A 22,475-nucleotide genomic window follows, 5' to 3' on the forward strand; every position below is an offset into this window, starting at 1 on the left:
CGCAGCCGTCGAGGTACTTCTGCCAGGCCCAGTCGTACTTGAAGGGCACGAGTTGGTTGAGGTCGGCGCGGCAGTTGATCATGCGCTTTTCGTCAACGGCGACGCGGGCGGAGGCGCCTTCCAGCTCGGCGAGGCCTTCGGCGATGTCGAGTTTGTCGAGGGCGGCCTTGGCGCGCACGATGGCGGCGGAGTCATTGGCGGTGACGGCGCGGGCTTCGATGGCGGCGGCAGCGCCGGCACCGTCGAGGCGGTCCATGTTGGCTTCGGTGGCGTGGCCGGCGTTGGCGCCTTTGGTGGCTACTTCGCCTTCTTCTTCTTTGTCGAATTCGTCCCAGCTCAGCATGACGTGTCGTCTCCTGCGTGAGGGCTCAAAGGTGCCCGTGTGAAACCGGATGGTTGGGTGTTCACACGGCCCAGAGGCCGCGGTGGATCTTAAGGAATCGTTTGTTGCAGCAGCTAGCGCAGGCATTAAACGGAATAGGGTTACGGGTACTCTGCGTGAGGCTTGAGGTGCGGAGCGGTGCGTGCTTGCTCCTGCGGAGGCCTCAGGTCTGTCTCTTCGTCCCTGTGTAAAGGGATATTGCAGGCCCGATTTACCCGCGCATTGTAGGGGAAAAAAATGGGTTTGTGTTGGGACGGGTGGTCACGCAGACCGGTCAGAATGGCGTGTTTTTCGGCCAGAGCGCGGTTTTATAAGGCTTTGCTGGGGCTCGAAATTTTTGACGGACGGCGGGAGTTTTTTGTGGGGGAGGGAGAGTGGAAGGCAAGCATGGCTTTGGCGCGTGGCTGTGGCTAAAACCGCTATCGCCGGCAAGCCACACACACATTTGATTTGCGGTGTATTCAAGACTGGTTCTTGGCCGCAAGAACAATTTCTTGCGGCGGCCAAGATCCGGGGTTAAACCTGTCTTAATAAGTTATTACCCGTTAGAGCAACCATTGCCCATCACGTGGTAATTAAGAATATGACGCTGACCGTGCGAGTCTTCATATTCCATCTTCACCGGTACAACTTCGCAAACTTCCGGGACATTGCTCATCGACACTACTTTGGCGACGTCCAGGTGGGTGCTGTAAGTGTAGTCCTCAACAATCGGCGGGTTCTGGCCAGCCAGCTCAGTCGGGGCCTCGTCGGCCAGGGCGGCGGTGACGCACAAGCTGCTCAAGGCCATAACTAATAAAGCTTTCATTTCTTTACTTACCTTCTTCAGGGCGAAAGGGGTCACGGGGCCCTTGTGAGGCCACGTGTGTCACTTAGGATTGGTGAGTTCGGATTAACGTTGCCTTCGTGGGGGCTGTTACGTTGTCAATCGCGGTGCCTTTGTTGGCGGAAGTGATTCTAGGCGTGTGGGTTATATTCATATACCCGCACTTTTGATAAACACTTTTGGCGGTTTTTGTAACAATCCCGTGGTAAAGCTTTTTTCACACAGCCGCCAAGCGCCGCAGCCCGCGGGCTAGAGGCGCGAACGGGGATGTCAGGGTAATTTGTAGGGGCTTGTTACTACCATCGTCGAATGGTTCTATAGGCCAGCCCCGGCTACAACAGGGCCATACAAAAACAACTATGTCACCGAGGTAAGAAAGATGAGTGCGGCTTCCCTGTACCCCGTTCGCCCCGAAGTAGCGGCCAACACGCTGACTGACGAGGCAACCTACAAGGCCATGTACCAGCAGTCGGTGGTCAACCCCGATGGTTTCTGGCGCGAGCAAGCCAAGCGTCTTGACTGGATCAAGCCTTTCACCACGGTGAAGCAGACCTCTTTCGACGATCACCATGTCGACATCAAGTGGTTCGCCGATGGCACGCTGAACGTTTCCTACAACTGCCTGGACCGTCACCTCGCTGAGCGTGGCGACCAAGCGGCGATCATCTGGGAGGGCGATGACCCAGCCGAGAGCCGCACCATTACCTACCGCGAGCTGCATGAACAAGTCTGCAAGTTCGCCAACGCCCTGCGCGGCCAGGATGTGCACCGCGGCGATGTAGTGACGATCTATATGCCGATGATCCCCGAAGCCGTGGTCGCCATGCTGGCGTGTACCCGCATCGGTGCGATTCACTCGGTGGTGTTTGGCGGTTTTTCGCCGGAGGCTCTGGCCGGTCGTATTATCGACTGTAAGTCGAAGGTGGTGATTACCGCCGATGAAGGCATTCGCGCCGGTAAGAAAATTCCGCTGAAGGCCAACGTTGACGACGCCCTGACCAACCCGGAAACCAGCAGCATCCAGAAAGTCATCGTGTGCAAGCGCACCAATGGCCAGATCAAGTGGAACCAGCATCGCGACATCTGGTACGAAGACCTGATGAAAGTGGCCGGCACTGTGTGCGCACCCAAAGAGATGGGCGCTGAAGAAGCCCTGTTCATCCTTTATACCTCCGGTTCAACCGGCAAGCCCAAAGGCGTGCAGCACACCACCGGTGGCTACCTGCTGTACGCGGCCCTGACCCATGAGCGCGTATTCGACTACCGCCCAGGCGAGATCTACTGGTGCACCGCCGACGTCGGCTGGGTCACTGGCCACACCTACATTGTCTACGGCCCGCTGGCTAATGGCGCGACCACGCTGCTGTTCGAAGGCGTGCCGAACTATCCGGACATCACCCGGGTGGCGAAGATCGTCGACAAGCACAAGGTCAACATCCTCTACACTGCACCGACCGCGATCCGCGCGATGATGGCTTCGGGCACCGCTGCCTGTGAAGGTGCCGATGGCAGCAGCCTGCGTTTATTGGGGTCGGTGGGCGAGCCGATCAACCCGGAAGCCTGGGATTGGTACTACAAGAACGTCGGCCAATCCCGTTGCCCGATTGTCGACACTTGGTGGCAGACCGAAACCGGCGGCAACATGATGAGCCCACTGCCGGGCGCTCACGCGCTCAAGCCGGGTTCGGCCGCGCGGCCATTCTTCGGTGTGGTGCCGGCGTTGGTGGATAACCTGGGCAACCTGATTGAAGGGGCTGCCGAAGGCAATCTGGTGATCCTCGATTCGTGGCCAGGCCAGGCGCGGACGCTGTACGGCGACCATGACCGTTTCGTTGATACCTACTTCAAGACTTTCCGTGGCATGTACTTCACCGGCGACGGTGCGCGCCGTGACGAGGACGGTTACTACTGGATCACCGGCCGCGTGGACGACGTGTTGAACGTGTCCGGCCACCGCATGGGCACCGCCGAGATTGAAAGTGCCATGGTTGCCCACCCGAAAGTCGCCGAAGCGGCGGTGGTGGGTGTGCCGCACGACATCAAGGGCCAGGGCATCTATGTATATGTCACGCTCAAAAATGGCGAAGAGCCGAACGAAGCGCTGCGCCTGGAGCTTAAAAACTGGGTGCGCAAAGAGATCGGGCCGATTGCTTCGCCGGATGTGATCCAGTGGGCACCCGGGTTGCCGAAGACGCGGTCGGGCAAAATCATGCGTCGCATCTTGCGCAAGATCGCCACGGCTGAGTATGACGGCTTGGGGGATATCTCTACCCTGGCAGACCCGGGTGTAGTGGCGCATTTGATTGAAACGCACAAGACCATGAACGTCGCGTAAGGCGGGTTGGTGGGACAGAGCCCTATTCGGTGTGAGCCGGGTGGGGCTTTTTTGTGGGATCCCGAAAACAATGAAGATCAAAGGTGGGAGCAGGCAAGCCAGCGCCCACCTTTTGACGGCATTTCAAAGCAGGCCTTATGGTGTCTGACAGATCTTCATTCCATCCAAGCCAATAAATATCGGTTTCTCACCTAGGAGGTTTCTGAATGTTACCGTCGAACGCAAATGTGTAACCTCACGCCCAAACATGAGGCAAAGTGCTACGTCCCCGCCCGCAAAAGCCGCATTCCAGACACCCCAACAAATTAGATTAAACGCCACACTTGCCGTGCTAGAAGGGTTTGCGAATAATAGGCCCGCAACTTGCAGCGTCTACAGGTTTAATGTCTTTTGTCTCTGCATAAAATCCAGAGGCTGTCAATGAGTTGGAACGGCTTTCTCGGTGCTTCTGTAAATTGTTGTCGCATTGAGGAAATATCGGCTTCCAGCCTGTCGTTAGAATGCCGATCACTCGCTCGTCGTCGCAGGTTTAACTGGCGTAGGACGTAGCACCGCAATTCGGTTTCCTTTAAGTCGCATCGTGGGCCATGGCTCATACTGCTGTTTTTGCCCTATACCGATGGAGTCCCAAGATGAAGAAACTCGTGCTGTTGGGCGCCCTGGCGCTGTCCGTGCTGTCCATGCAGGCTTTCGCTGAAGGCAAGCCGCTGAAAATTGGTATCGAAGCGGCTTACCCTCCGTTTGCCTCTAAAGCTCCCGATGGCAGCATCGTCGGCTTTGACTACGACATCGGCAACGCGCTGTGCGAAGAGATGAAGGTCAAGTGCACCTGGGTCGAGCAAGAATTCGACGGCCTGATCCCCGCGCTGAAAGTGCGCAAGATCGACGCGATCCTGTCGTCCATGTCCATCACTGAAGACCGCAAGAAGTCCGTGGACTTCACCAACCGCTACTACCTGACCCCCGCGCGCCTGGTGTTGAAGGAAGGCACTGCGGTCAGCGACAGTCTGGATGAACTGAAAGGCAAGAAAATCGGCGTGCAGCGCGGTTCGATCCATGACCGTTTTGCCAAGGAAGTCCTGGCCCCTAAAGGCGCCACGGTTGTGCCTTACAGCTCGCAGAACGAAATCTACCTGGACGTGGAAGCCGGTCGCCTCGACGGCACCGTGGCTGACGCTACCCTGCTGCAGGAAGGTTTCCTCGATACCCCAGCCGGCAAAGGCTACGCGTTCACCGGCCCGGCCTTCACCGACGTCAAATACTTCGGCGACGGCGTAGGCATTGCGGTACGTAAAGGCGACAAGGAAAACCTGGACCGCATCAACGCAGCGATTGCCGCGATCCGTGCCAATGGCAAGTACAAAGAAATCGAGAAAAAGTACTTCGACTTCGATATTTACGGCGCTGAAGCCAAGTAAACCGTCGTAGCTGTCTGTCCTAAATGGCGCAAGCAACAGAGTTCCTGAGGTTTGCGCCATTTTTTCATCCCCTTTTCGAGGACCTGAATCATGTTGAAAGGCTACGGGGCCGTCATCCTCGATGGCGCATGGTTGACGCTTCAGCTCGCCTTGTCGTCCATGGCCTTGGCCATTGTTCTGGGTCTGATCGGGGTCGCATTACGCCTGTCGCCGGTGCGCTGGTTGGCTTGGCTGGGTGACTTGTACTCCACGGTGATCCGCGGGATCCCCGACCTGGTGCTGATCCTGCTGATTTTCTACGGCGGTCAGGACTTGCTTAACCGCGTCGCGCCGATGCTTGGCTATGACGACTATATCGACTTGAACCCCTTGGCCGCCGGCATCGGCACCCTGGGTTTCATCTTTGGCGCCTACCTCTCGGAAACGTTTCGTGGCGCCTTCATGGCCATTCCCAAGGGCCAGGCCGAAGCCGGCCTTGCGTATGGCATGAGCAGTTTTCAGGTGTTCTTCCGGGTGATGGTGCCGCAGATGATTCGGCTGGCTATCCCTGGGTTTACCAACAACTGGCTGGTACTCACCAAGGCCACCGCGCTGATTTCGGTGGTGGGCCTGCAAGACATGATGTTCAAGGCCAAGCAGGCGGCAGATGCCACCCGCGAGCCTTTTACCTTCTTCCTCGCAGTGGCGGCGATGTACCTGGTGATCACCAGCGTGTCGTTGCTGGCCTTGCGTTATCTTGAGAAACGCTACTCGGTAGGCGTAAGGGCGGCTGATCTATGATCTTCGACTACAACGTCATCTGGGAAGCCATGCCGCTGTACCTCGGCGGCCTGCTGATCACTCTGAAACTGCTCGCCATCTCGCTGTTCTTCGGCCTGCTCGCCGCCTTGCCCTTGGGCTTGATGCGTGTGTCCAAGCAGCCGATCGTCAATGGCGCGGCCTGGCTCTACACCTACGTGATCCGCGGCACGCCGATGCTGGTGCAGCTGTTCTTGATCTACTACGGCCTGGCCCAGTTCGAGGCGGTGCGCGAGAGTTTCGTGTGGCCGCTGCTGTCCAGCGCCACGTTCTGTGCGTGCCTGGCGTTTGCGATCAACACCAGCGCCTACACCGCCGAGATCATTGCCGGTAGCCTCAAGGCCACGCCCAACGGCGAGATCGAAGCGGCCAAGGCCATGGGTATGTCGCGCTACAAGCTGTATCGCCGCATCCTGCTGCCGTCGGCGCTGCGCCGTGCGCTGCCGCAGTACAGCAACGAAGTGATCATGATGTTGCAGACCACCAGCCTGGCCTCCATCGTCACCCTGATCGACATCACCGGTGCCGCGCGCACGGTGAACGCGCAGTTCTACCTGCCGTTCGAAGCCTATATCACCGCAGGCGTGTTCTACCTGTGCCTCACCTTTATCCTGGTGCGCCTGTTCAAGTTGGCCGAGCGCCGCTGGCTCAGCTACCTGGCTCCGCGGAAGCACTGATATGGAACGTATCGATCACCTGTTGCCCTGGGGCCACCTGGGGTGCGAGCGCCAACTGAGCGTGTTTCGCTTTGGCAAGGGCGAGCGCAAGGCGTATATCCAGGCCAGCCTGCACGCCGATGAATTACCCGGCATGCGCGCTGCGTGGGAGCTGAAAAAGCGCCTGGCCGAGTTGGAACAGCAAGGTGCGCTCAATGGCGTGATCGAGCTGGTGCCGGTAGCCAACCCGATGGGCTTGGGCCAGTTGCTGCAAGGCAGTCACCAGGGCCGTTTCGAAGTGGGCAGCGGCAAGAACTTCAACCGCGATTTCGTCGAGTTGAGCGAGCCGGTTGCTGCGTTGCTGGACGGCAAGTTGGGCGATGATCCTCACGCCAATGTGCGCATGATCCGCCAGGCGATGACCGATGCGCTCAGCGCGTTGCCCGAGCCGAGCAGCCAGCTGCAAGGCATGCAACGCATCCTGCTGAGCCACGCCTGCACCGCCGATGTAGTGCTCGACCTGCATTGCGACGCTGAAGCCGCACTGCACATGTATGCGCTGCCGCAGCACTGGCCGCAGTGGCGCTCGCTGTCGGCGCATTTGGGTGTGAAGGTCGGCCTGCTGGCGGAAGATTCCGGCGGCAGCTCGTTTGATGAAGCCTGCTCGCTGCCGTGGCTGCGCTTGTCCCAGGCGTTCCCCGAAGCACAGATCCCGTTGGCCTGCCTGGCGACGACCCTGGAACTGGGCGGCCAGGCCGACACTGGTCGTGACGAGGCGATCTTCCACGCGGAAGGCATTCTCGCGTTTCTCGCCGAGCAAGGCCTGATCAAGGGTGAATGGCCGGCTGCGCAACACGCACCGTGCGAAGGCATGCCCTTTGAAGGCACCGAGCTGCTGTTCGCCCCCCACGCCGGGGTGATCAGCTACCTGCGTAAAGCCGGTGAGTGGATCGAGAAAGGCGAGCCGATTTTTGAAGTGATTGACCCCCTGGACGACCGCGTGAGCACCGTTTGCGCGGGCACCTCGGGGGTGTTGTTTGCCGTTGAACGGCTACGTTATGCCCAAGCGGGTTTCTGGCTGGCCAAGGTGGCGGGGCGCGAAGCGCTGCGTCACGGGCGCTTGCTCAACGACTGACCACCTGTTTTTGTGAGAACCGACCGCATGTACAAACTTGAAGTCCAAGACCTGCATAAACGCTATGGCAGTCATGAAGTGCTCAAAGGCGTGTCCCTGGCCGCCGCGGCCGGTGATGTAATCAGCATCATTGGTTCCAGTGGTTCGGGCAAAAGTACCTTTTTGCGCTGCATCAACCTGCTCGAGCAACCTCACGCCGGCAAGATTCTGCTCAACAACGAAGAGCTGAAACTGGTGGCCAACAAAGACGGCGCCATGAAGGCCGCCGACCCTAAGCAGTTGCAACGCATGCGTTCGCGCCTGTCCATGGTGTTCCAGCATTTCAACCTGTGGTCGCACATGACCGCGCTGGAAAACGTCATGGAAGCGCCGGTGCACGTGCTGGGCATGTCGAAAAAAGAAGCCCGTGAAAAGGCCGAGCACTACCTGGCCAAAGTTGGGGTGGGCCATCGTAAGGATGCGTTCCCCGGCCATATGTCCGGCGGTGAGCAGCAGCGCGTGGCAATCGCCCGTGCCCTGGCGATGGAGCCGGAGGTGATGCTGTTCGATGAACCCACCTCGGCGCTCGACCCGGAACTGGTCGGCGAAGTGCTCAAGGTGATGCAGGACCTGGCCCAGGAAGGCCGCACCATGGTGGTGGTGACCCACGAAATGGGCTTTGCCCGTGAAGTGTCGAACCAACTGGTGTTCTTGCACAAAGGTATCGTTGAGGAGCGTGGCGACCCGCGTGAAGTGCTGGTGAACCCTCAGTCGGAGCGTCTGCAGCAGTTCTTGTCAGGCAGCTTGAAATAATCAAGGCTGCTTTTGTGCACTGAAGTAGTGCATGCTCGGCAGTCTTCAGGTTGGCCCGCCCCCACATTTGGATCTTCATCAGCTTTAGAGATTTGTGTTGGTTTACGGGCTAGCATTAGCCCTTGTCTTCATTACCGTTCTTCGTTTCGGATAGCCCTCCATGACCGCCCATAAAATTGGTTTCCTGATTTGGCCCAGCACAAAAGCCCTGACGCTTGCGCTGGCTGAGGAGGCCTTGCGCGTTGCTCAGCGGGTGCATCCGGACGTGGTCTACGAGCTGTCGTTTTTGCTCGCGGAACCGGCGGCCGAAGGCGCGTGGCAACTGCCGGGCGAGCCGTGGGCCGGTAAGCTCGAGGGCTTCCAGAAACTGTTCCTGCTGGCGGACGAACCGCCGACCGTCATCGCCTCGCAACTGAGCACCGCGCTCAAGCAGCTGGTTCGCGCCGGTTGCGTGATTGGCGGCTTGTCGGCGGGTGTGTACCCGCTGGCCCAGCTTGGCCTGCTCGACGGTTACCGCGCCGCCGTGCACTGGCGCTGGCAGGACGATTTCGCCGAGCGTTTCCCCAAGGTCATCGCCACCAGCCATCTGTTCGACTGGGACCGCGACCGCCTCACCGCCTGCGGTGGCATGTCAGTGCTCGATCTGCTGCTGGCAGTACTCGCCCGTGATCACGGCGCCGAACTGGCCGGTGCAGTCTCCGAAGAGCTGGTGGTGGAGCGCATTCGCGAAGGCGGCGAGCGCCAGCGCATTCCACTGCAAAACCGCCTGGGTTCCAGTCATCCGAAGCTGACCCAGGCGGTTTTGTTGATGGAGGCCAATATCGAGGAACCGCTGACCACCGATGAAATCGCCCAGCACGTCTGTGTATCGCGACGACAACTCGAACGCATCTTCAAGCAATACCTCAACCGCGTCCCCAGCCAGTACTACCTGGAATTGCGCCTGAACAAGGCGCGCCAGATGCTCATGCAAACCAGCAAGTCGATCATTCAGATCGGCCTGTCATGCGGCTTCTCTTCGGGGCCGCACTTCTCCAGCGCCTACCGCAACTTCTTCGGCGCCACGCCGCGTGAAGACCGCAACCAGCGGCGCAGCAGCAGTCCGTTCGAGTTGTCTTCAGTGCCGTCCGAGCGCGGTTAGCCGTTACTCCTCATCCATGGCGTCGTCTGATTCCGTGACCAATGGGGCACCGTGTTCATCCACGGTCACGCCTTGGATCTGGAAATCGATCCCTGTCTGTTGGTAGTACGCGCGCAAGCGCCTCATGCTCTTTGGCGACCAGGAGTTGCCACTCAAATCCGAGTCCGCGTCGAACACCTGCAGCATTTCCATCAGTTGCGCTGGGATCTTCGTAATGGAGTTACTGCTCAGGTCGAGGCTTTGCAGCAGGGGTAGTTGAAACACACCGGCAGGCACTTCGCTTATTTTCGTGTGCGGTAAGTGCAGTGAGCTCAACTGTTGCAGGTGGGTGACGTCCGGCGCGTTATTGAGTGGGTTGTTGCCTAAGCGCAGATACTCAAGGCTGTGCAGGTCACCCATTGCGCGGGCCGCGGTCGTTGTCAGGCTGATCTCGCAGTGCGACAGGTCCAGCGTGTTCAGATGGGGCATGCTGAAAATCGCAGATGGCAACTCACCGAGCGTGCAATGGCTGACGATCAAGGTCTGGAGGGCACCGAAGCGGGTAAGCGTGCCATTCACATCCGTGACGGTGAATGCGCCTTTGATTTCGAGCGAGGTCACATGTTCGAAACCTGCCCTCAAGACTGGCATTGCGCCGATGATCGACACGTCGAGTACTACGGCGTGAGAAAAACGATCGTCCAGGCTTTCTGTGTCTTCCGGGGTCTCGCGGCGCCACGCCTTTTCAAGCTGACGCTTCAGGCGCCGGCGATTGAGCTCTTCTTCGACGCGCAGACTGTCGCCCAGTACGCCGCCAACCAGTGGATGCTGTTCAGGAATAGCATCAGTCCAACGCTGGAGGTCGGCGACCAGTTGATGGTAGTCAGCCTCAAGTGCAATCAGTGCGTTATCAATGCCGTCCAGGTCGCCGGGTAGTCCAAAAATCAATCTGTTCAGGTCTTTTTCCTGTTTTTTGGGGTAGAGCTGTTTAGCGCGACGTCGTTGTATGGCAGGTGTCTGGATATTAAAAAATACGTCAGTACGCTGGCAGTGGGTTTTGACCCGCTCAAGGGCCTGGCGCGTCAGTGGGTTGGCAGACAGGTCGAATGCTTGGCTGACGTGGCTTGGTAGCGCGAAAAGATCGGGGGGCAGTTCCGTGATGCTGTTACCGCACAGATCAATGAGGGCGCGCGGTGTTTCCGTCAACAGGCTGGGGGGCACGGCCGAGAGTCCAGTGTCTCGCAGAAGCAGGGTCGTCAGGTGGGTCAGTTGACTGAAGTCCGCTGTCTCGCCCAAGGGGTTGTTGCTCAGGTTCAAGTAGTTGAGTTGGGTCATGCGTTCCAGGTTCGCGCGGCTGGTTTGCGTCAGGTGGACTGAGCAGTTTTCCAGATCCACGAATTCGAGTTTGAGGTGCGCAAAAATTGCGGATGGGATATCGCCCAGTCTCGCTCGATAAAGACTGATCGCCCGCAGTTCGGGAAAGCGGTTGAGGAAGCTTTCGACGTTGATGAATGCGTCGTTGCCCCGGATCATCAGCGAGGTAATGTGCGTGAACGAAGCGTCCAAAGTGGGCAGTTCGCCAGCCAGGTTGTGGGGAATGATCAGCGAGTGCCGTTGTTGGCTGCCGGTGGTCAATTCGCGTCGCCAGCTGCTTTCCAGTAACCGGCGCAGCGCGATTCTGCGTGCAACCTCTTGTGGGGCAGTGCCTGGTGTCTGTTCCCACTGGGTGAGTTGCCCTTGCAGTGTTTCCAGCTCAGCCGCCCTGCGCGCCAGTTCGATACGGCCGGCTTCGAGTGTGCCTGGCAGGTTGTAGATCAATCGGTTGAGCTCTGTTTCTGCCAGGCTTGGGTACAGTCTATGTGCCTCGTGCACCTGCGCGGGCGGTGCGTCGGCTCCGAAATCAACGCCGTGGCGTTGGTAGTAGTTCTTGACCTGTTCCAGCGTGGGCAGCGACAACGGGTTGTCGCTCAGGAAGAAAGTATTGGCTTTTTGCGGGGTGATCTCAAAAAAACCAGGTGGCAGCGTCTGGATTTGGTTGTCGTTGAGCAGCGCCACTTGTAGTTCGGCGCGACTCAGGGCACCGGCGGGCAACTGCGCGATACCCGTGTTCGAGAAGTCGACGTGAATCAGATCGGGCATGTTTTCGATACTGGGTGCCAGGCCCAGAGGGTTGTTAGCCAGTTCCAGCGTCTGCAAGCGGCGCAGTGATGCAATCCGGGCCTGGCTGGCCGGGTCCAGGCGGATCTGGCAATTGCTCAAGCTCAGGGAATTCAAGCGTGGCAGGGTAAAAATGGAGTCTGGAACGCTGCCGAGGTTGAAGCCCCTGACCGAAAGGTGACGCAGTTGCCGGAAGCATTGCACAAACGCGTTGGCGCCAGGGGTGTGGGGGTGTCCGCTCAGCGTCAGCAGCGACACGTGGTTGAAGTTGGCCGTCAGTTCCGGCAGCGCGCCGAGGATCGGGTACTCCAGTCGCAGGCTGTGGCCATCAACGGAGGGGTCATCGAAGTAGTCGTCGACTTCGGTTTCGCGTCGCCAGCAGCGTCGCAACGCTTGGGCGATCATGCGCCGGTTCTGGCGCTCGTTGCTGCGTTCAAGCGCGGTTAAAGGCTGACCTGTGTCGGGGTGGACGTCGATGACGTGTCGCCGCCAGGTACTTAGGTCACTGTCCAGTTGGCGGTACTCCTCGGCCAGTGCCGCAAGGCCGTTAGCAGCACCTTCCGGTTGGCTGCGCAGATAGTTGAGCACGTCGTTGATTTGTCGCGCGTCGAATGCCGGGTAGAGTGCCCGTGCGCGTTGCTCCAAGGTCAACGGTAACGCTGCCGGCCCTGCCTGGACGCGGTAGCCCGCATCCATTCCCAGTGCGTGCAGTGTTTCCCGACTCGGTGGGCGGATCACCTCGGGATCCAGGACTTTTCGCAGTTCGTCGCGGGGCAGTGGGTGTTGCCGCAGGCGTTGTTGCAGCGCCGGGCCTTGATTGACGTGGAACCCTAGGGCGCTTCGTTGTGCGTCGGGCAGCGCGTTGAGCGTCGCGGTATAGAGGTCGGTTTCGCCAAACAGGGGGCCTTTTTCGTCGTGAGGGACATAGCGTCCGTCGGCGGTGCGCACCAGCGTGCGTAAGAGCGGCGCATCATCCGAGCCGATGTGCAGCCATGTCTCCCCGTCGACGGTCAGGTGTCGGGCTTCAATGCGCATATTTGGCGACCAGCCCGGTTGGACTCTCAGCGTGTTCAGGGCCAGTCTTTCGCTGTCCAGATTGGGGGAGGCGATTAGGTGCTGACCCTCGTAAGCACGGTTCAGGCGTAGTTCGGCCAGTGCGGCGCTTGCCAAGTCTGCCAGGCGCGGTGGTGTGCGTTGATGGTCGAGCTCAGACCGTTCATTTGCGCTGGCGTGGTCCAGCAAGTGTGTAGCGACCTTGGCCGGCAAGCCTGGCGCCGCCTGAACCAACCGCTGCGTCGACGTACCTTGGCCCAGTTGCTGCTGGGCGTAACGCGACTCGAACAGCTCGATACGATTTTGCTCGGCGAGTCGCCCAAGCTTTTTGCGCAGTTGCTTGACGCGGTTATCCAGGCTCAGTTGCGGGTCAGCGGCGCTTTCGCCGAACTGGGCGCGGATTTCTTCCGGGCTAAGGGCTTGCAGTACGGTCTTGAGCAGTTCGCCATTGGCCAGTTGGGTTTCATGGATCTGCACGACCGGCATGCGCATGTCGCCAAACTCCCAGGCAGCCCTGCCTTCGGCGTTGAGCATGCGCAGGGAGCGGGTTTTAGGCCAGTTGCCGTGGGTGGTCAGCAACTGGAGCGTGTCCTGGGGGTCGATCTGGGCATGGTCGTCAGGGTTGTCGCTGTTGAGCTGGTCTATCAGTGTTTGCAGGTCGCGATCGATGCGCAGCCGCTCAAGGGTATCGTCCAGCAGGGGCGGTATCGGCTCACCCCGTACGTGCATCTGGCGCAGGGCGTTTTCCTTGACGTCGCTGAGGTTCAAGGCCAAGCGTCGGTCGGCCTCACCCAGACCGCGCGCGCCATGTCCCAGGCGCCCCAGCAGGGTGGGTTCGTCCCATTGCAAGGGCGTGTCCAGTTCGCTGTGCCATGCGCCTGCGCCGTTGTGTTGCAGACGTGGGGTGTAGGCGTCGGGGCGGGTAGGGTGTTTGATCACATAGTCTTCGTCCCCAGCAGCTTTTTGCACGGTGTACAGCTTGTCTTCCAGTGCCAGCATGGGCTCGCCGCGCATCTGGTGCAGACCCAGGCGGTCATGGCCCAGTTTCGGCGGCAGTTTGATGTCTTGTTGATAAGGGGCAAGGTCGGGTTTCCAATAGCGCTTGGCACCATTGGCCAAGGTGACGGGCTTGAAGCGATCGATAAAGGTCAGCACTTCCTGAGGCAAAACTTTGCGCAGCTCGGCGACGCCGATGTGGCCCCCCAGGCCGAAAATACCCAGCTGTACCAAGGATTGCAGCACACTCATCAAGTGGCCAAAGGCTTCTTGGTCAAGCCCTTCGGCCCAGTCGATGACACCTTCGAAGAGGTCATCGAGCAGTTGATAGGCCATGTACGCCAGCATCAGCTCGCCCAGCCCGGGAATGAACGGTGCAACGATAAGCAGCGCGGCGTTGAGGATCGACGACGCCACATTGACGAACGAGTCCCAGCGCGCCCACCGCGCTGCGCGATCGGCCTCGGCGGTCGACACGGCCTGGGAGCGGGCGTCGTTGAGGATCTGGTTGAGTTTTTGTTGATAGAGGTGCTGCCAGGCATCGTCCTGAATCGGGGTGGCAACGAACTGTAGTTTGGGGTCGTCGGTCGGCTCCTTGCGCCACGGCGCCTGGCCGCTGCCATGCTCGGGCGGGTGCCAGGTAATGCGCGCCAGGCGCTGGCTCAGGCCTGCGAAAAACACCCCGCGGCGCTCATGGGAGACGAAACGGCTGAAAAACGTCTGGTAATTGGCATTACGCAGTTGACGGGTGAGCTCCTGCTTGAACGCCAGCGCCGATGGGTATTCCTTGAGCGGATGCAGCGGGTCATCCGGTACGTAGGCGACCAGGCGCTGCACGGTGCGCGTGGTTTCCAGGTTTGGGGCAAGCAGCAGGACGCCGGCCAGCGGCGCACCCATCAGCGTCAAGCCGTGGCAACGCAGTGGCAGGTTGCCGAGCGTCAGGTCGCTGCGCCCTTGTAATAACCCCTCGACCTGTTGCGCAAAGTCGTCCTTGATATCTGCACCGATTTTCGCCAAATGCAGTGCGGCACGCAGGGCGGCTTTTTGGCTGGTTTCGACTTTGTTCTGGATGACAGCAGCGCTCAGCGGTTCGGTCAGACCCAGTTGCAGGCGCAGGTAACGACTGTAACGCGCGCCGATATCCAGTTCGCGGCACAGGCCGGTAAACGCACGGATGCTGATTTTTTCCAACGTGGCCGGCAGGGTATCGAACTGTCCACTGGGCGTGGGGCGGGTGATGAAGGTTGATGCCGCCTCGTAGGCGCCCTCGACGGTTTCACCCTGCTCGAAGTTGTGCAGCGCGGCGTCCAGCACTGACACGGTCCAGGTGCGCGCGGCACCGGACGGTATCTTAAACAACGTGATGGTCTGGGGAATGTACAGGCGCAGGTAGACGGCTTCGCTGTTGAGGTCCAGGCCGTAACGCGTCAGCAGCGCTTCTTCGAGGATGCTGCGTGCGTAGGTCCTGGGGTCCTGCACATTGTTAAGCGCGTCATCCACGGTATTTTGCGCGCTCCAGTGAGCGGCGTTCAGGCGTTTGAGTTCGCCCAGCAGCGCGGGGCGGGTGTGCAGGGGTGTTGGTTTGGCTTGGGACATGGCTTGGTGCTTGGCGCTGGAGGCCTTGCCCAGCCAGTCGGGAATGGCGGTTTGCAGCAGGTGATAGTGGCTGTCGGGCTGAACAGTATCAGTAGGGGGTGTTGGCGTGCTCATGGGCGCAACTCTGAATGGCAACAAAGCACATCAGTAGATCAGTGCGTTTCCCCCGGCCTGCTCTAGATAGTTAGTTTAAACTGCGCCATTGCGATGCTATTTGTCGCATTGGCGTAAACCCGCCAAAATCGCGGGTTGGCGCTATAAGAAGTTGTCGCTTGGCGGCAAGGCCCTACTGAAAACTGTCCTTACAATCCCTGCATCGCCCGCCAGTTCCAGGCAGGCGTTCCTCTTCAGGAGACTCCGATGTCCGTTGAGCAAGCCCCGGTGCAACGTGCCGATTTCGACCAGGTCATGGTTCCCAACTATGCACCTGCTGCCTTCATTCCCGTACGTGGCGAAGGTTCGCGCGTGTGGGACCAGGCCGGTCGCGAGCTGATCGACTTTGCCGGCGGCATCGCGGTCAACGTATTGGGCCACGCCCACCCGGCGTTGGTCGGGGCTCTGACCGAACAGGCCAACAAGCTGTGGCACGTCTCCAACGTCTTCACCAATGAGCCGGCCCTGCGCCTGGCGCATAAACTGATCGACGCCACCTTTGCCGAGCGGGTGTTTTTCTGCAACTCCGGCGCCGAAGCCAACGAGGCCGCGTTCAAGCTGGCCCGTCGCGTCGCGTTCGACCGTTTCGGCACCGAGAAGTACGAGATCATCGCGGCGCTGAACAGCTTCCACGGCCGTACCTTGTTCACCGTTAACGTCGGTGGCCAATCCAAGTACTCCGATGGCTTCGGGCCTAAAATCACCGGCATCACCCACGTGCCTTACAACGACCTGGCTGCGCTGAAAGCCGCCGTGTCTGACAAGACCTGCGCCGTGGTGCTGGAGCCGATCCAGGGCGAAGGCGGCGTACTGCCGGCCGAACTGGCTTACTTGCAAGGTGCCCGTGAACTGTGCGACGCGAACAACGCATTGCTGGTGTTCGACGAAGTGCAAACCGGCATGGGCCGCAGCGGCCATCTGTTCGCCTATCAGCGTTACGGCGTGACGCCGGACATCCTCACCAGCGCCAAGAGCCTGGGCGGCGGTTTCCCGATCGCAGCGATGCTCACCACCGAAGCGCTGGCCAAGCACCTGGTCGTCGGCACCCACGGCACCACCTACGGCGGCAACCCGCTGGCGTGCGCAGTGGCCGAGGCAGTGATCGACGTAATCAACACGCCTGAAGTGCTGGCCGGTGTGAACGCCAAGCACGATCTGTTCAAGGCGCGCCTGGAGCAGATCGGCAAGCAATACGGCATCTTCACCGAAGTGCGCGGCATGGGCCTGCTGATTGGTTGCGTGCTGAGCGATGCGTTCAAAGGCAAGGCCAAGGACGTGTTCAACGCGGCCGAGAAAGAAAACCTGATGATCCTGCAAGCCGGCCCGGATGTTGTGCGTTTTGCACCGAGTTTGGTGGTTGAAGAAGCGGATATCAACGAAGGTCTGGACCGTTTTGAGCGTGCTGTAAAAGCACTGACGCAAGGTTGATCTACCGCTCGGCGCCTGGCGATCGGGCGTCGAGCAAAAATTCTATATGCCGGACCGAGTCAGATGCGGGAGCTGGCTTGCCTGCGATAGCATCACCTCGGTGCAACTGACAGACCGAGTTGCCTGCATCGCAGGCAAGCCAGCTCCCACATGGATCTGCTTGCACATCGAGATGTATGTGAACTCAGATCTCGTGTCCGGCATTTTTCCCTCTATGAAGTTTTCGAGTTAAGGAGTGACACCATGCTGGTGATGCGCCCCGCGCAAATGGCTGATCTGGGCGAGGTACAGCGTCTGGCTGCGGACAGCCCGATTGGTGTCACCTCCTTGCCGGACGATGTGGAACGCCTGAGCGACAAGATCGCTGCCAGCGAAGCGTCCTTCGCGGCCGAGGTCAGTTTCAACGGTGAAGAAAGCTATTTCTTCGTGCTCGAAGACACCGAGACCGGCAAGCTGGCCGGCTGCTCGGCCATCGTCGCCTCGGCCGGTTACTCGGAGCCGTTCTACAGCTTCCGTAACGAGACCTTCGTGCACGCCTCCCGCGAGCTGAAGATCCACAACAAGATCCACGTGCTTTCCCAGTGCCATGACCTCACCGGCAACAGCCTGCTCACCAGTTTCTACGTGGTGCCGGAGTTGGTCGGTTCAGCGTGGTCTGAGCTCAACTCCCGTGGCCGCCTGTTGTTCGTCGCCAGCCACCCCGAGCGTTTTGCCGACTCGGTGGTGACCGAAATCGTCGGCTACAGCGACGAGAACGGTGATTCGCCGTTCTGGGACGCCATCGGCCGCAATTTCTTCGACCTCAACTACGCCGCCGCCGAGCGCCTGTGCGGGCTGAAAAGCCGTACGTTCCTCGCCGAGCTGATGCCGCATTACCCGATCTACGTGCCGCTGCTGCCGGACGAAGCCCAGGAAGCGATGGGCCAGGTGCACCCACGGGCGCAGATCACCTTCGACATCCTGATGCGCGAAGGCTTCGAGACCGACCATTACATCGACATTTTCGACGGCGGCCCGACGCTGCACGCACGGGTTTCGGGCATTCGCTCGATTGCCCAGAGCCGCGTGGTACCGGTAAAGATCGGCGAGAGGGTCAAGGGTGTGGGCCGCCAGTACCTGGTGAGCAACGTGCAGCTGCAGGATTACCGTGCGGTGATGCTGGAGCTGGACTATGCGCCCGGCAAACCGGTGACCCTGGACATGGCAGCCGCTGAGGCCTTGGGCGTCGGCGAAGGCGCGAGCGTGCGCTTGGTAGCGGTTTAAAAGCAGAGTTTCGCGGGTGGCCTGAAGCAGGCGGCCCGTCTGAGGAGATAGCATGATCGTTCGTCCCGTACGCAGCAGCGATTTACCAGCCCTGATTGATCTGGCGCGCAGCACCGGCACCGGTCTCACCACTTTGCCGGCCAACGAAGAGCGCCTGACCCACCGGGTTGGCTGGGCGGAAAAAACCTTTCGCGGCGACGCCGGGCGCGGCGATGCCGACTACCTGTTCGTGTTGGAAAACGACGAGGGCCGCGTGGTGGGCATTTCCGCCATCGCCGGCGCCGTTGGCCTGCGTGAGCCTTGGTACAACTTCCGGGTCGGCCTGACTGTCAGCGCCTCCCAGGAGCTGAATATCTACCGCGAGATTCCGACGCTGTTCCTGGCCAATGACCTTACCGGAAATTCCGAGCTGTGCTCGTTGTTCCTGCACGCCGATTACCGCACCGGCCTCAACGGCCGCATGCTGGCCAAGGCGCGCTTGCTGTTTATCGCTGAATTTCCGCAACTGTTCGGTAACAAGATCATTGCCGAGATGCGCGGTGTGTCCAACGACGCCGGGCGTTCGCCGTTCTGGGAAAGCCTGGGCCGCCATTTCTTCAAAATGGAGTTCAGCCAGGCCGATTACCTCACCGGCGTGGGCAACAAAGCGTTTATCGCCGAGCTGATGCCGAAGTTTCCCCTGTACAGCTGCTTCCTGTCGGAAGACGCACGCAACGTAATCGGCAAGGTCCACCCGGACACCGAACCTGCGTTGAGCATGCTCAAGAGTGAAGGCTTCAGCTACCAGGGCTATGTCGACATCTTCGACGCCGGCCCTGCGGTGGAATGCGAGACCAGTAAGATCCGCGCGGTCCGCGACAGCGAAGCGCTGGTGCTGGCGATCGGCACGCCCGGCGACGACGCCACCCCGTTCCTGATCCATAACCGTAAACGCGACGATTGCCGCATCACCGCCGCCCCCGCGCGGCTGGCGGCAGGCACCCTGGTGGTTGACCCGCTCACCGCCAAGCGCCTGCAGCTGATCGCCGGCGATCAAGTGCGTGCCGTACCGTTGTCCGCTGCCCGGGAGTCGAAATAATGAATTCGCTGTATATCGCAGGTAGCTGGTTGGAAGGCCAGGGTGAACTGTTCGAATCGCGCAACCCGGTGACCCAGCAAGTACTGTGGGCCGGCAATGGCGCCACTGCCGAGCAGGTCGAATCCGCCGTGCAGGCCGCACGCCAGGCATTCCCTGCGTGGGCCAAGCGCCCGCTGGAAGAACGCATCAGCGTGCTGGAAACCTTCGCCGCCACCCTGAAAAGCCGCGCCGATGAAATCGCCCGTTGTATCGGCGAAGAAACCGGCAAGCCGCTGTGGGAATCGGCCACCGAAGTCACCAGCATGGCCAACAAGATCGCGATCTCGGTGCAAAGCTACCGCGAACGCACCGGCGAGAAGAGCGGCCCGTTGGGCGACGCCACCGCCGTATTGCGTCATAAACCTCACGGTGTGGTTGCGGTGTTCGGTCCGTACAACTTCCCTGGTCACTTGCCGAATGGGCATATCGTGCCGGCGTTGCTGGCGGGCAATACTGTGCTGTTCAAACCGAGTGAGCTGACCCCCAAAGTCGCCGAGTTGACCGTGCAGTGCTGGATCGACGCGGGGCTGCCGGCGGGTGTGCTGAACCTGCTGCAAGGCGCGCGGGAGACCGGTATCGCGCTGGCGGCCAATCCTGGCATCGACGGTTTGTTCTTTACGGGCTCCAGCCGCACCGGCAATCACCTGCACCAGCAGTTCTCCGGGCGCCCGGACAAGATCCTGGCCCTGGAAATGGGCGGCAATAACCCGCTGGTGGTGGACGAAGTGGCCGATGTGGACGCGGCGGTCTACACCATCATTCAGTCGGCGTTTATCTCCGCCGGCCAGCGTTGCACCTGTGCCCGCCGTTTGCTGGTGCCGGAAGGCGCCTGGGGCGATGCATTGCTGGGGCGCCTGGTGGCGGTCAGCGCGACGATTGAAGTGGGTGCGTTTGACCAGCAACCGGCGCCGTTCATGGGCTCGGTGATCTCTCTTGGCGCCGCCAAGGCCTTGATGGACGCCCAGGAACTGATGCTGGCCAACGGTGCCGTGGCGTTGCTGGAAATGACTCAGCCTCAGGATCAGGCCGCCTTGCTGACCCCGGGCATCATCGACGTGACGGCCGTGACCGAGCGCGAAGACGAAGAACTGTTCGGCCCACTGTTGCAAGTGATCCGCTACGCTGATTTTGAAGCGGCGATTGTCGAGGCCAACAACACCCAGTACGGGCTGGCCGCCGGTTTGTTGTCGGATTCTGAGGCACGCTACCAGCAGTTCTGGCTGGAAAGCCGCGCTGGCATCGTCAACTGGAACAAACAGCTGACCGGCGCCGCCAGTACCGCGCCGTTCGGTGGGGTAGGGGCGTCGGGCAACCACCGCGCCAGTGCGTATTACGCGGCGGATTATTGCGCGTACCCGGTGGCGTCGCTGGAAACGCCTAGCCTGGTTGTTCCAGCCACACTAACCCCCGGCATTACGCTGATCTAAATATGGGAGCGGGCTTGCTCGCGAAAGCGGTGTGTCATTCAACAGTTCAGGTGACTGATCCAGCGCATTCGCGAGCACGCCCGCTCCCACTTGATTTGTGGTGTATTCAAGTAATTTGAAGCCTATAAAAACAGATGTTCGTGGAGCCTCGCCGATGAAATCCTATGAAGTCAATTTTGACGGTCTAGTGGGGCCGACCCATAACTACGGCGGTTTGTCCTTCGGCAACGTCGCGTCCCAGAGCAACAGCCAGCAGCATTCAAGCCCCAAGGAAGCGGCGTTGCAGGGCCTGCAAAAAATGAAAGCCCTGATGGACATGGGCTTTGTGCAAGGCGTATTGGCGCCGCAGGAGCGCCCGGACGTGGCCGCTTTGCGCAGCCTTGGTTTCAGCGGCACCGATGCTCAGGTGATTCAGCAGGCGGCCAAGCAGGCAATGCCTTTGCTGGTCGCGAGCTGCTCGGCGTCGAGCATGTGGGTAGCCAATGCCGCGACCGTCAGCCCAAGCGCTGATACGGCTGACGGCCGCGTGCATTTCACCGCTGCCAACCTCAATTGCAAATACCACCGCAGCATCGAACACCCCACCACCAGCCGTGTGCTGGGCGCGATGTTTGCCGATGAAAAGCACTTTGCTCACCACACTGCGTTGCCGGCAGTGGCGCAGTTCGGCGACGAAGGCGCGGCCAACCACACGCGCTTCTGCCGGGAATACGGTGAGGCCGGCGTTGAGTTTTTCGTGTTCGGTCGCAGTGCGTTCGACCCCCGCTACCCGGCGCCGCAGAAGTACCCGGCGCGCCAGACGCTTGAAGCGTCCCAGGCAGTTGCACGCCTGCACGGCTTGAAGGATGACGGTGTGGTGTACGCCCAGCAGAACCCGGCGGTGATCGATGCCGGCGTGTTCCACAATGATGTGATCGCGGTGGGCAACGGTGAAGTGTTGTTCTATCACGAGGACGCGTTCCTCAATACCGAGCAGATGCTTGGCGAGCTGCAAGGCAAACTGGGCAAGTTGGGCGGCAACTTCCAGTCTGTTTGCGTGCCCCGCGCCCAGGTCAGCGTCGAGGACGCGGTGCGTTCCTACCTGTTCAACAGCCAGTTGCTGACCCGTGCCGACGGCTCAATGCTGCTGATCGTGCCGGAAGAATGCCGCGTCAATGAACGCGTCTGGCACTACCTGCAAAGCCTCACGGCTTCAGGCGGGCTGATTCGTGAAGTGAAAGTCTTCGACCTCAAGCAAAGCATGCAGAACGGCGGTGGTCCGGCGTGCCTGCGCTTGCGCGTAGCCTTGAACGAAACCGAGCTGGCGGCGGTGAATCCAGGCGTTATCATGACTGCACCGTTGTACGAAACCCTGACCCAGTGGGTCGACAAGCACTACCGCGACAGCCTGCGTGAAACCGACCTGGCTGACCCGCAATTGCTGCTGGAGTGCCGGACGGCATTGGATGAACTGACGCAAATCCTTAAACTGGGCTCGGTTTATCCTTTCCAGATCAATTAATGCCGTATGGCTGAGAGTTATTTTATGACCACCGACACCCTGAAACTGATCCTTGAAGACACCGACGGCACCCAGCTGGAAACCTCCTGCACCCGCGTCGCTGTGGTCTGGCAGGGCAAGGAAATCTGGATTCAGCACGACGGCCGTGGCCAACTGCTGATCGGCGTAGACGTGGAAGAAGGTGACGCGGAATACGCCAACCTGCTCATGCGCCCATTGGCCACCAACCTGATGAGCCTGCAACTGGAAATGGAACCGGCCGACGTCGAAGGTGATGACGACGATCACGTCCACGGCCCAGGCTGCAACCACTAAGGAAGCT

At 60.1% G+C, this 22,475-nt stretch carries 15 protein-coding genes and 1 pseudogene; 13 read left to right on the forward strand and 3 right to left on the reverse strand.

Annotated features, from left to right (window positions below; all coding sequences use genetic code 11):
- Both AACY08_RS26275 and AACY08_RS26280 read right to left on the reverse strand, forming a co-directional pair.
- A pseudogene (locus AACY08_RS26275) lies at window positions 1-343 on the reverse strand (ribonucleotide-diphosphate reductase subunit beta); the annotation flags it as partial.
- Window positions 344-920: 577 nt separating this feature from the next.
- Window positions 921-1,190, reverse strand: a complete 270-nt coding sequence (locus AACY08_RS26280; protein ID WP_339472067.1) for a DUF2790 domain-containing protein — start codon at window positions 1,188-1,190, stop codon at window positions 921-923.
- A 397-nt stretch (window positions 1,191-1,587) separates the two neighbouring features.
- Between AACY08_RS26280 and acs the strand changes: the two genes are divergently transcribed.
- The 7 genes from acs to argR all read left to right on the forward strand — a co-directional run bounded on the left by acs (window position 1,588) and on the right by argR (window position 9,483).
- On the forward strand, window positions 1,588-3,543 hold the full coding sequence (acs, locus tag AACY08_RS26285; protein WP_339420780.1) for an acetate--CoA ligase: 1,956 nt from the start codon (window positions 1,588-1,590) through the stop codon (window positions 3,541-3,543).
- A 632-nt stretch (window positions 3,544-4,175) separates the two neighbouring features.
- The gene (locus tag AACY08_RS26290) at window positions 4,176-4,961 is read left to right on the forward strand and encodes an ABC transporter substrate-binding protein (protein ID WP_339420778.1); all 786 of its coding nucleotides are present in this window, start codon (window positions 4,176-4,178) and stop codon (window positions 4,959-4,961) included.
- Between the two features lie 90 nt (window positions 4,962-5,051).
- Window positions 5,052-5,741 (forward strand): ABC transporter permease, encoded by a 690-nt coding sequence (locus AACY08_RS26295; protein ID WP_032886746.1) that lies wholly within the window; start codon window positions 5,052-5,054, stop codon window positions 5,739-5,741.
- The gene (locus tag AACY08_RS26300; RefSeq protein ID WP_339457272.1) at window positions 5,738-6,436 is read left to right on the forward strand and encodes an ABC transporter permease; all 699 of its coding nucleotides are present in this window, start codon (window positions 5,738-5,740) and stop codon (window positions 6,434-6,436) included. Before AACY08_RS26295 ends, AACY08_RS26300 begins: the two co-directional genes overlap by 4 nt.
- Before the next feature lies 1 nt (window position 6,437).
- Window positions 6,438-7,550, forward strand: coding sequence for a succinylglutamate desuccinylase/aspartoacylase family protein (locus AACY08_RS26305; protein ID WP_339472069.1), 1,113 nt, complete (start codon window positions 6,438-6,440; stop codon window positions 7,548-7,550).
- A 27-nt stretch (window positions 7,551-7,577) separates the two neighbouring features.
- The gene (locus AACY08_RS26310; RefSeq protein ID WP_339472070.1) at window positions 7,578-8,342 is read left to right on the forward strand and encodes an ABC transporter ATP-binding protein; all 765 of its coding nucleotides are present in this window, start codon (window positions 7,578-7,580) and stop codon (window positions 8,340-8,342) included.
- A 160-nt stretch (window positions 8,343-8,502) separates the two neighbouring features.
- A complete protein-coding gene (gene argR / locus AACY08_RS26315; RefSeq protein WP_049711881.1) occupies window positions 8,503-9,483 on the forward strand; it encodes a transcriptional regulator ArgR in 981 nt (326 codons plus the stop codon).
- 3 nt (window positions 9,484-9,486) lie between these two features.
- On the opposite strand, the gene AACY08_RS26320 is transcribed toward argR, so the two are convergent.
- Window positions 9,487-15,378 (reverse strand): dermonecrotic toxin domain-containing protein, encoded by a 5,892-nt coding sequence (locus AACY08_RS26320; RefSeq protein WP_339472071.1) that lies wholly within the window; start codon window positions 15,376-15,378, stop codon window positions 9,487-9,489.
- Between the two features lie 246 nt (window positions 15,379-15,624).
- On the opposite strand from AACY08_RS26320, the gene AACY08_RS26325 reads away from it, so the two are divergent.
- From AACY08_RS26325 to AACY08_RS26350, 6 genes are all read left to right on the forward strand, one after another.
- Window positions 15,625-16,845, forward strand: coding sequence for an aspartate aminotransferase family protein (locus AACY08_RS26325; protein ID WP_339472072.1), 1,221 nt, complete (start codon window positions 15,625-15,627; stop codon window positions 16,843-16,845).
- A 243-nt stretch (window positions 16,846-17,088) separates the two neighbouring features.
- Window positions 17,089-18,108: an arginine/ornithine succinyltransferase subunit alpha gene (aruF, locus tag AACY08_RS26330; RefSeq protein WP_339472074.1), complete on the forward strand. Its 1,020-nt coding sequence runs from the start codon at window positions 17,089-17,091 to the stop codon at window positions 18,106-18,108.
- Window positions 18,109-18,160: 52 nt separating this feature from the next.
- Window positions 18,161-19,186, forward strand: coding sequence for an arginine N-succinyltransferase (astA, locus tag AACY08_RS26335; RefSeq protein WP_065874005.1), 1,026 nt, complete (start codon window positions 18,161-18,163; stop codon window positions 19,184-19,186).
- A complete protein-coding gene (gene astD / locus AACY08_RS26340; RefSeq protein WP_339472093.1) occupies window positions 19,183-20,652 on the forward strand; it encodes a succinylglutamate-semialdehyde dehydrogenase in 1,470 nt (489 codons plus the stop codon). The genes astA and astD overlap by 4 nt, the downstream gene beginning before the upstream one ends.
- Before the next feature lie 154 nt (window positions 20,653-20,806).
- Window positions 20,807-22,153, forward strand: coding sequence for an N-succinylarginine dihydrolase (gene astB / locus AACY08_RS26345; protein WP_339472075.1), 1,347 nt, complete (start codon window positions 20,807-20,809; stop codon window positions 22,151-22,153).
- A 24-nt stretch (window positions 22,154-22,177) separates the two neighbouring features.
- Entirely contained in the window at window positions 22,178-22,468 is a 291-nt protein-coding gene (locus AACY08_RS26350; protein ID WP_003214319.1) for a hypothetical protein, read from the forward strand.
- Window positions 22,469-22,475 lie beyond the last annotated feature (7 nt).

The organism is Pseudomonas sp. EL_65y_Pfl1_R83 (genome assembly GCF_963970695.1).
In the GTDB taxonomy this organism is placed as follows: domain Bacteria; phylum Pseudomonadota; class Gammaproteobacteria; order Pseudomonadales; family Pseudomonadaceae; genus Aquipseudomonas; species Aquipseudomonas tritici.

Bases quoted from the DNA above. Each gene is read 5' to 3' on its own strand.
- AACY08_RS26280 (WP_339472067.1), bottom strand. From the start codon at position 1,190: ATGAAAGCTTTATTAGTTATGGCCTTGAGCAGCTTGTGCGTCACCGCC.
- acs (WP_339420780.1), top strand. From the start codon at position 1,588: ATGAGTGCGGCTTCCCTGTACCCCGTTCGCCCCGAAGTAGCGGCCAAC.
- AACY08_RS26290 (WP_339420778.1), top strand. From the start codon at position 4,176: ATGAAGAAACTCGTGCTGTTGGGCGCCCTGGCGCTGTCCGTGCTGTCC.
- AACY08_RS26295 (WP_032886746.1), top strand. From the start codon at position 5,052: ATGTTGAAAGGCTACGGGGCCGTCATCCTCGATGGCGCATGGTTGACG.
- AACY08_RS26300 (WP_339457272.1), top strand. From the start codon at position 5,738: ATGATCTTCGACTACAACGTCATCTGGGAAGCCATGCCGCTGTACCTC.
- AACY08_RS26305 (WP_339472069.1), top strand. From the start codon at position 6,438: ATGGAACGTATCGATCACCTGTTGCCCTGGGGCCACCTGGGGTGCGAG.
- AACY08_RS26310 (WP_339472070.1), top strand. From the start codon at position 7,578: ATGTACAAACTTGAAGTCCAAGACCTGCATAAACGCTATGGCAGTCAT.
- argR (WP_049711881.1), top strand. From the start codon at position 8,503: ATGACCGCCCATAAAATTGGTTTCCTGATTTGGCCCAGCACAAAAGCC.
- AACY08_RS26320 (WP_339472071.1), bottom strand. From the start codon at position 15,378: ATGAGCACGCCAACACCCCCTACTGATACTGTTCAGCCCGACAGCCAC.
- AACY08_RS26325 (WP_339472072.1), top strand. From the start codon at position 15,625: ATGTCCGTTGAGCAAGCCCCGGTGCAACGTGCCGATTTCGACCAGGTC.
- aruF (WP_339472074.1), top strand. From the start codon at position 17,089: ATGCTGGTGATGCGCCCCGCGCAAATGGCTGATCTGGGCGAGGTACAG.
- astA (WP_065874005.1), top strand. From the start codon at position 18,161: ATGATCGTTCGTCCCGTACGCAGCAGCGATTTACCAGCCCTGATTGAT.
- astB (WP_339472075.1), top strand. From the start codon at position 20,807: ATGAAATCCTATGAAGTCAATTTTGACGGTCTAGTGGGGCCGACCCAT.
- AACY08_RS26350 (WP_003214319.1), top strand. From the start codon at position 22,178: ATGACCACCGACACCCTGAAACTGATCCTTGAAGACACCGACGGCACC.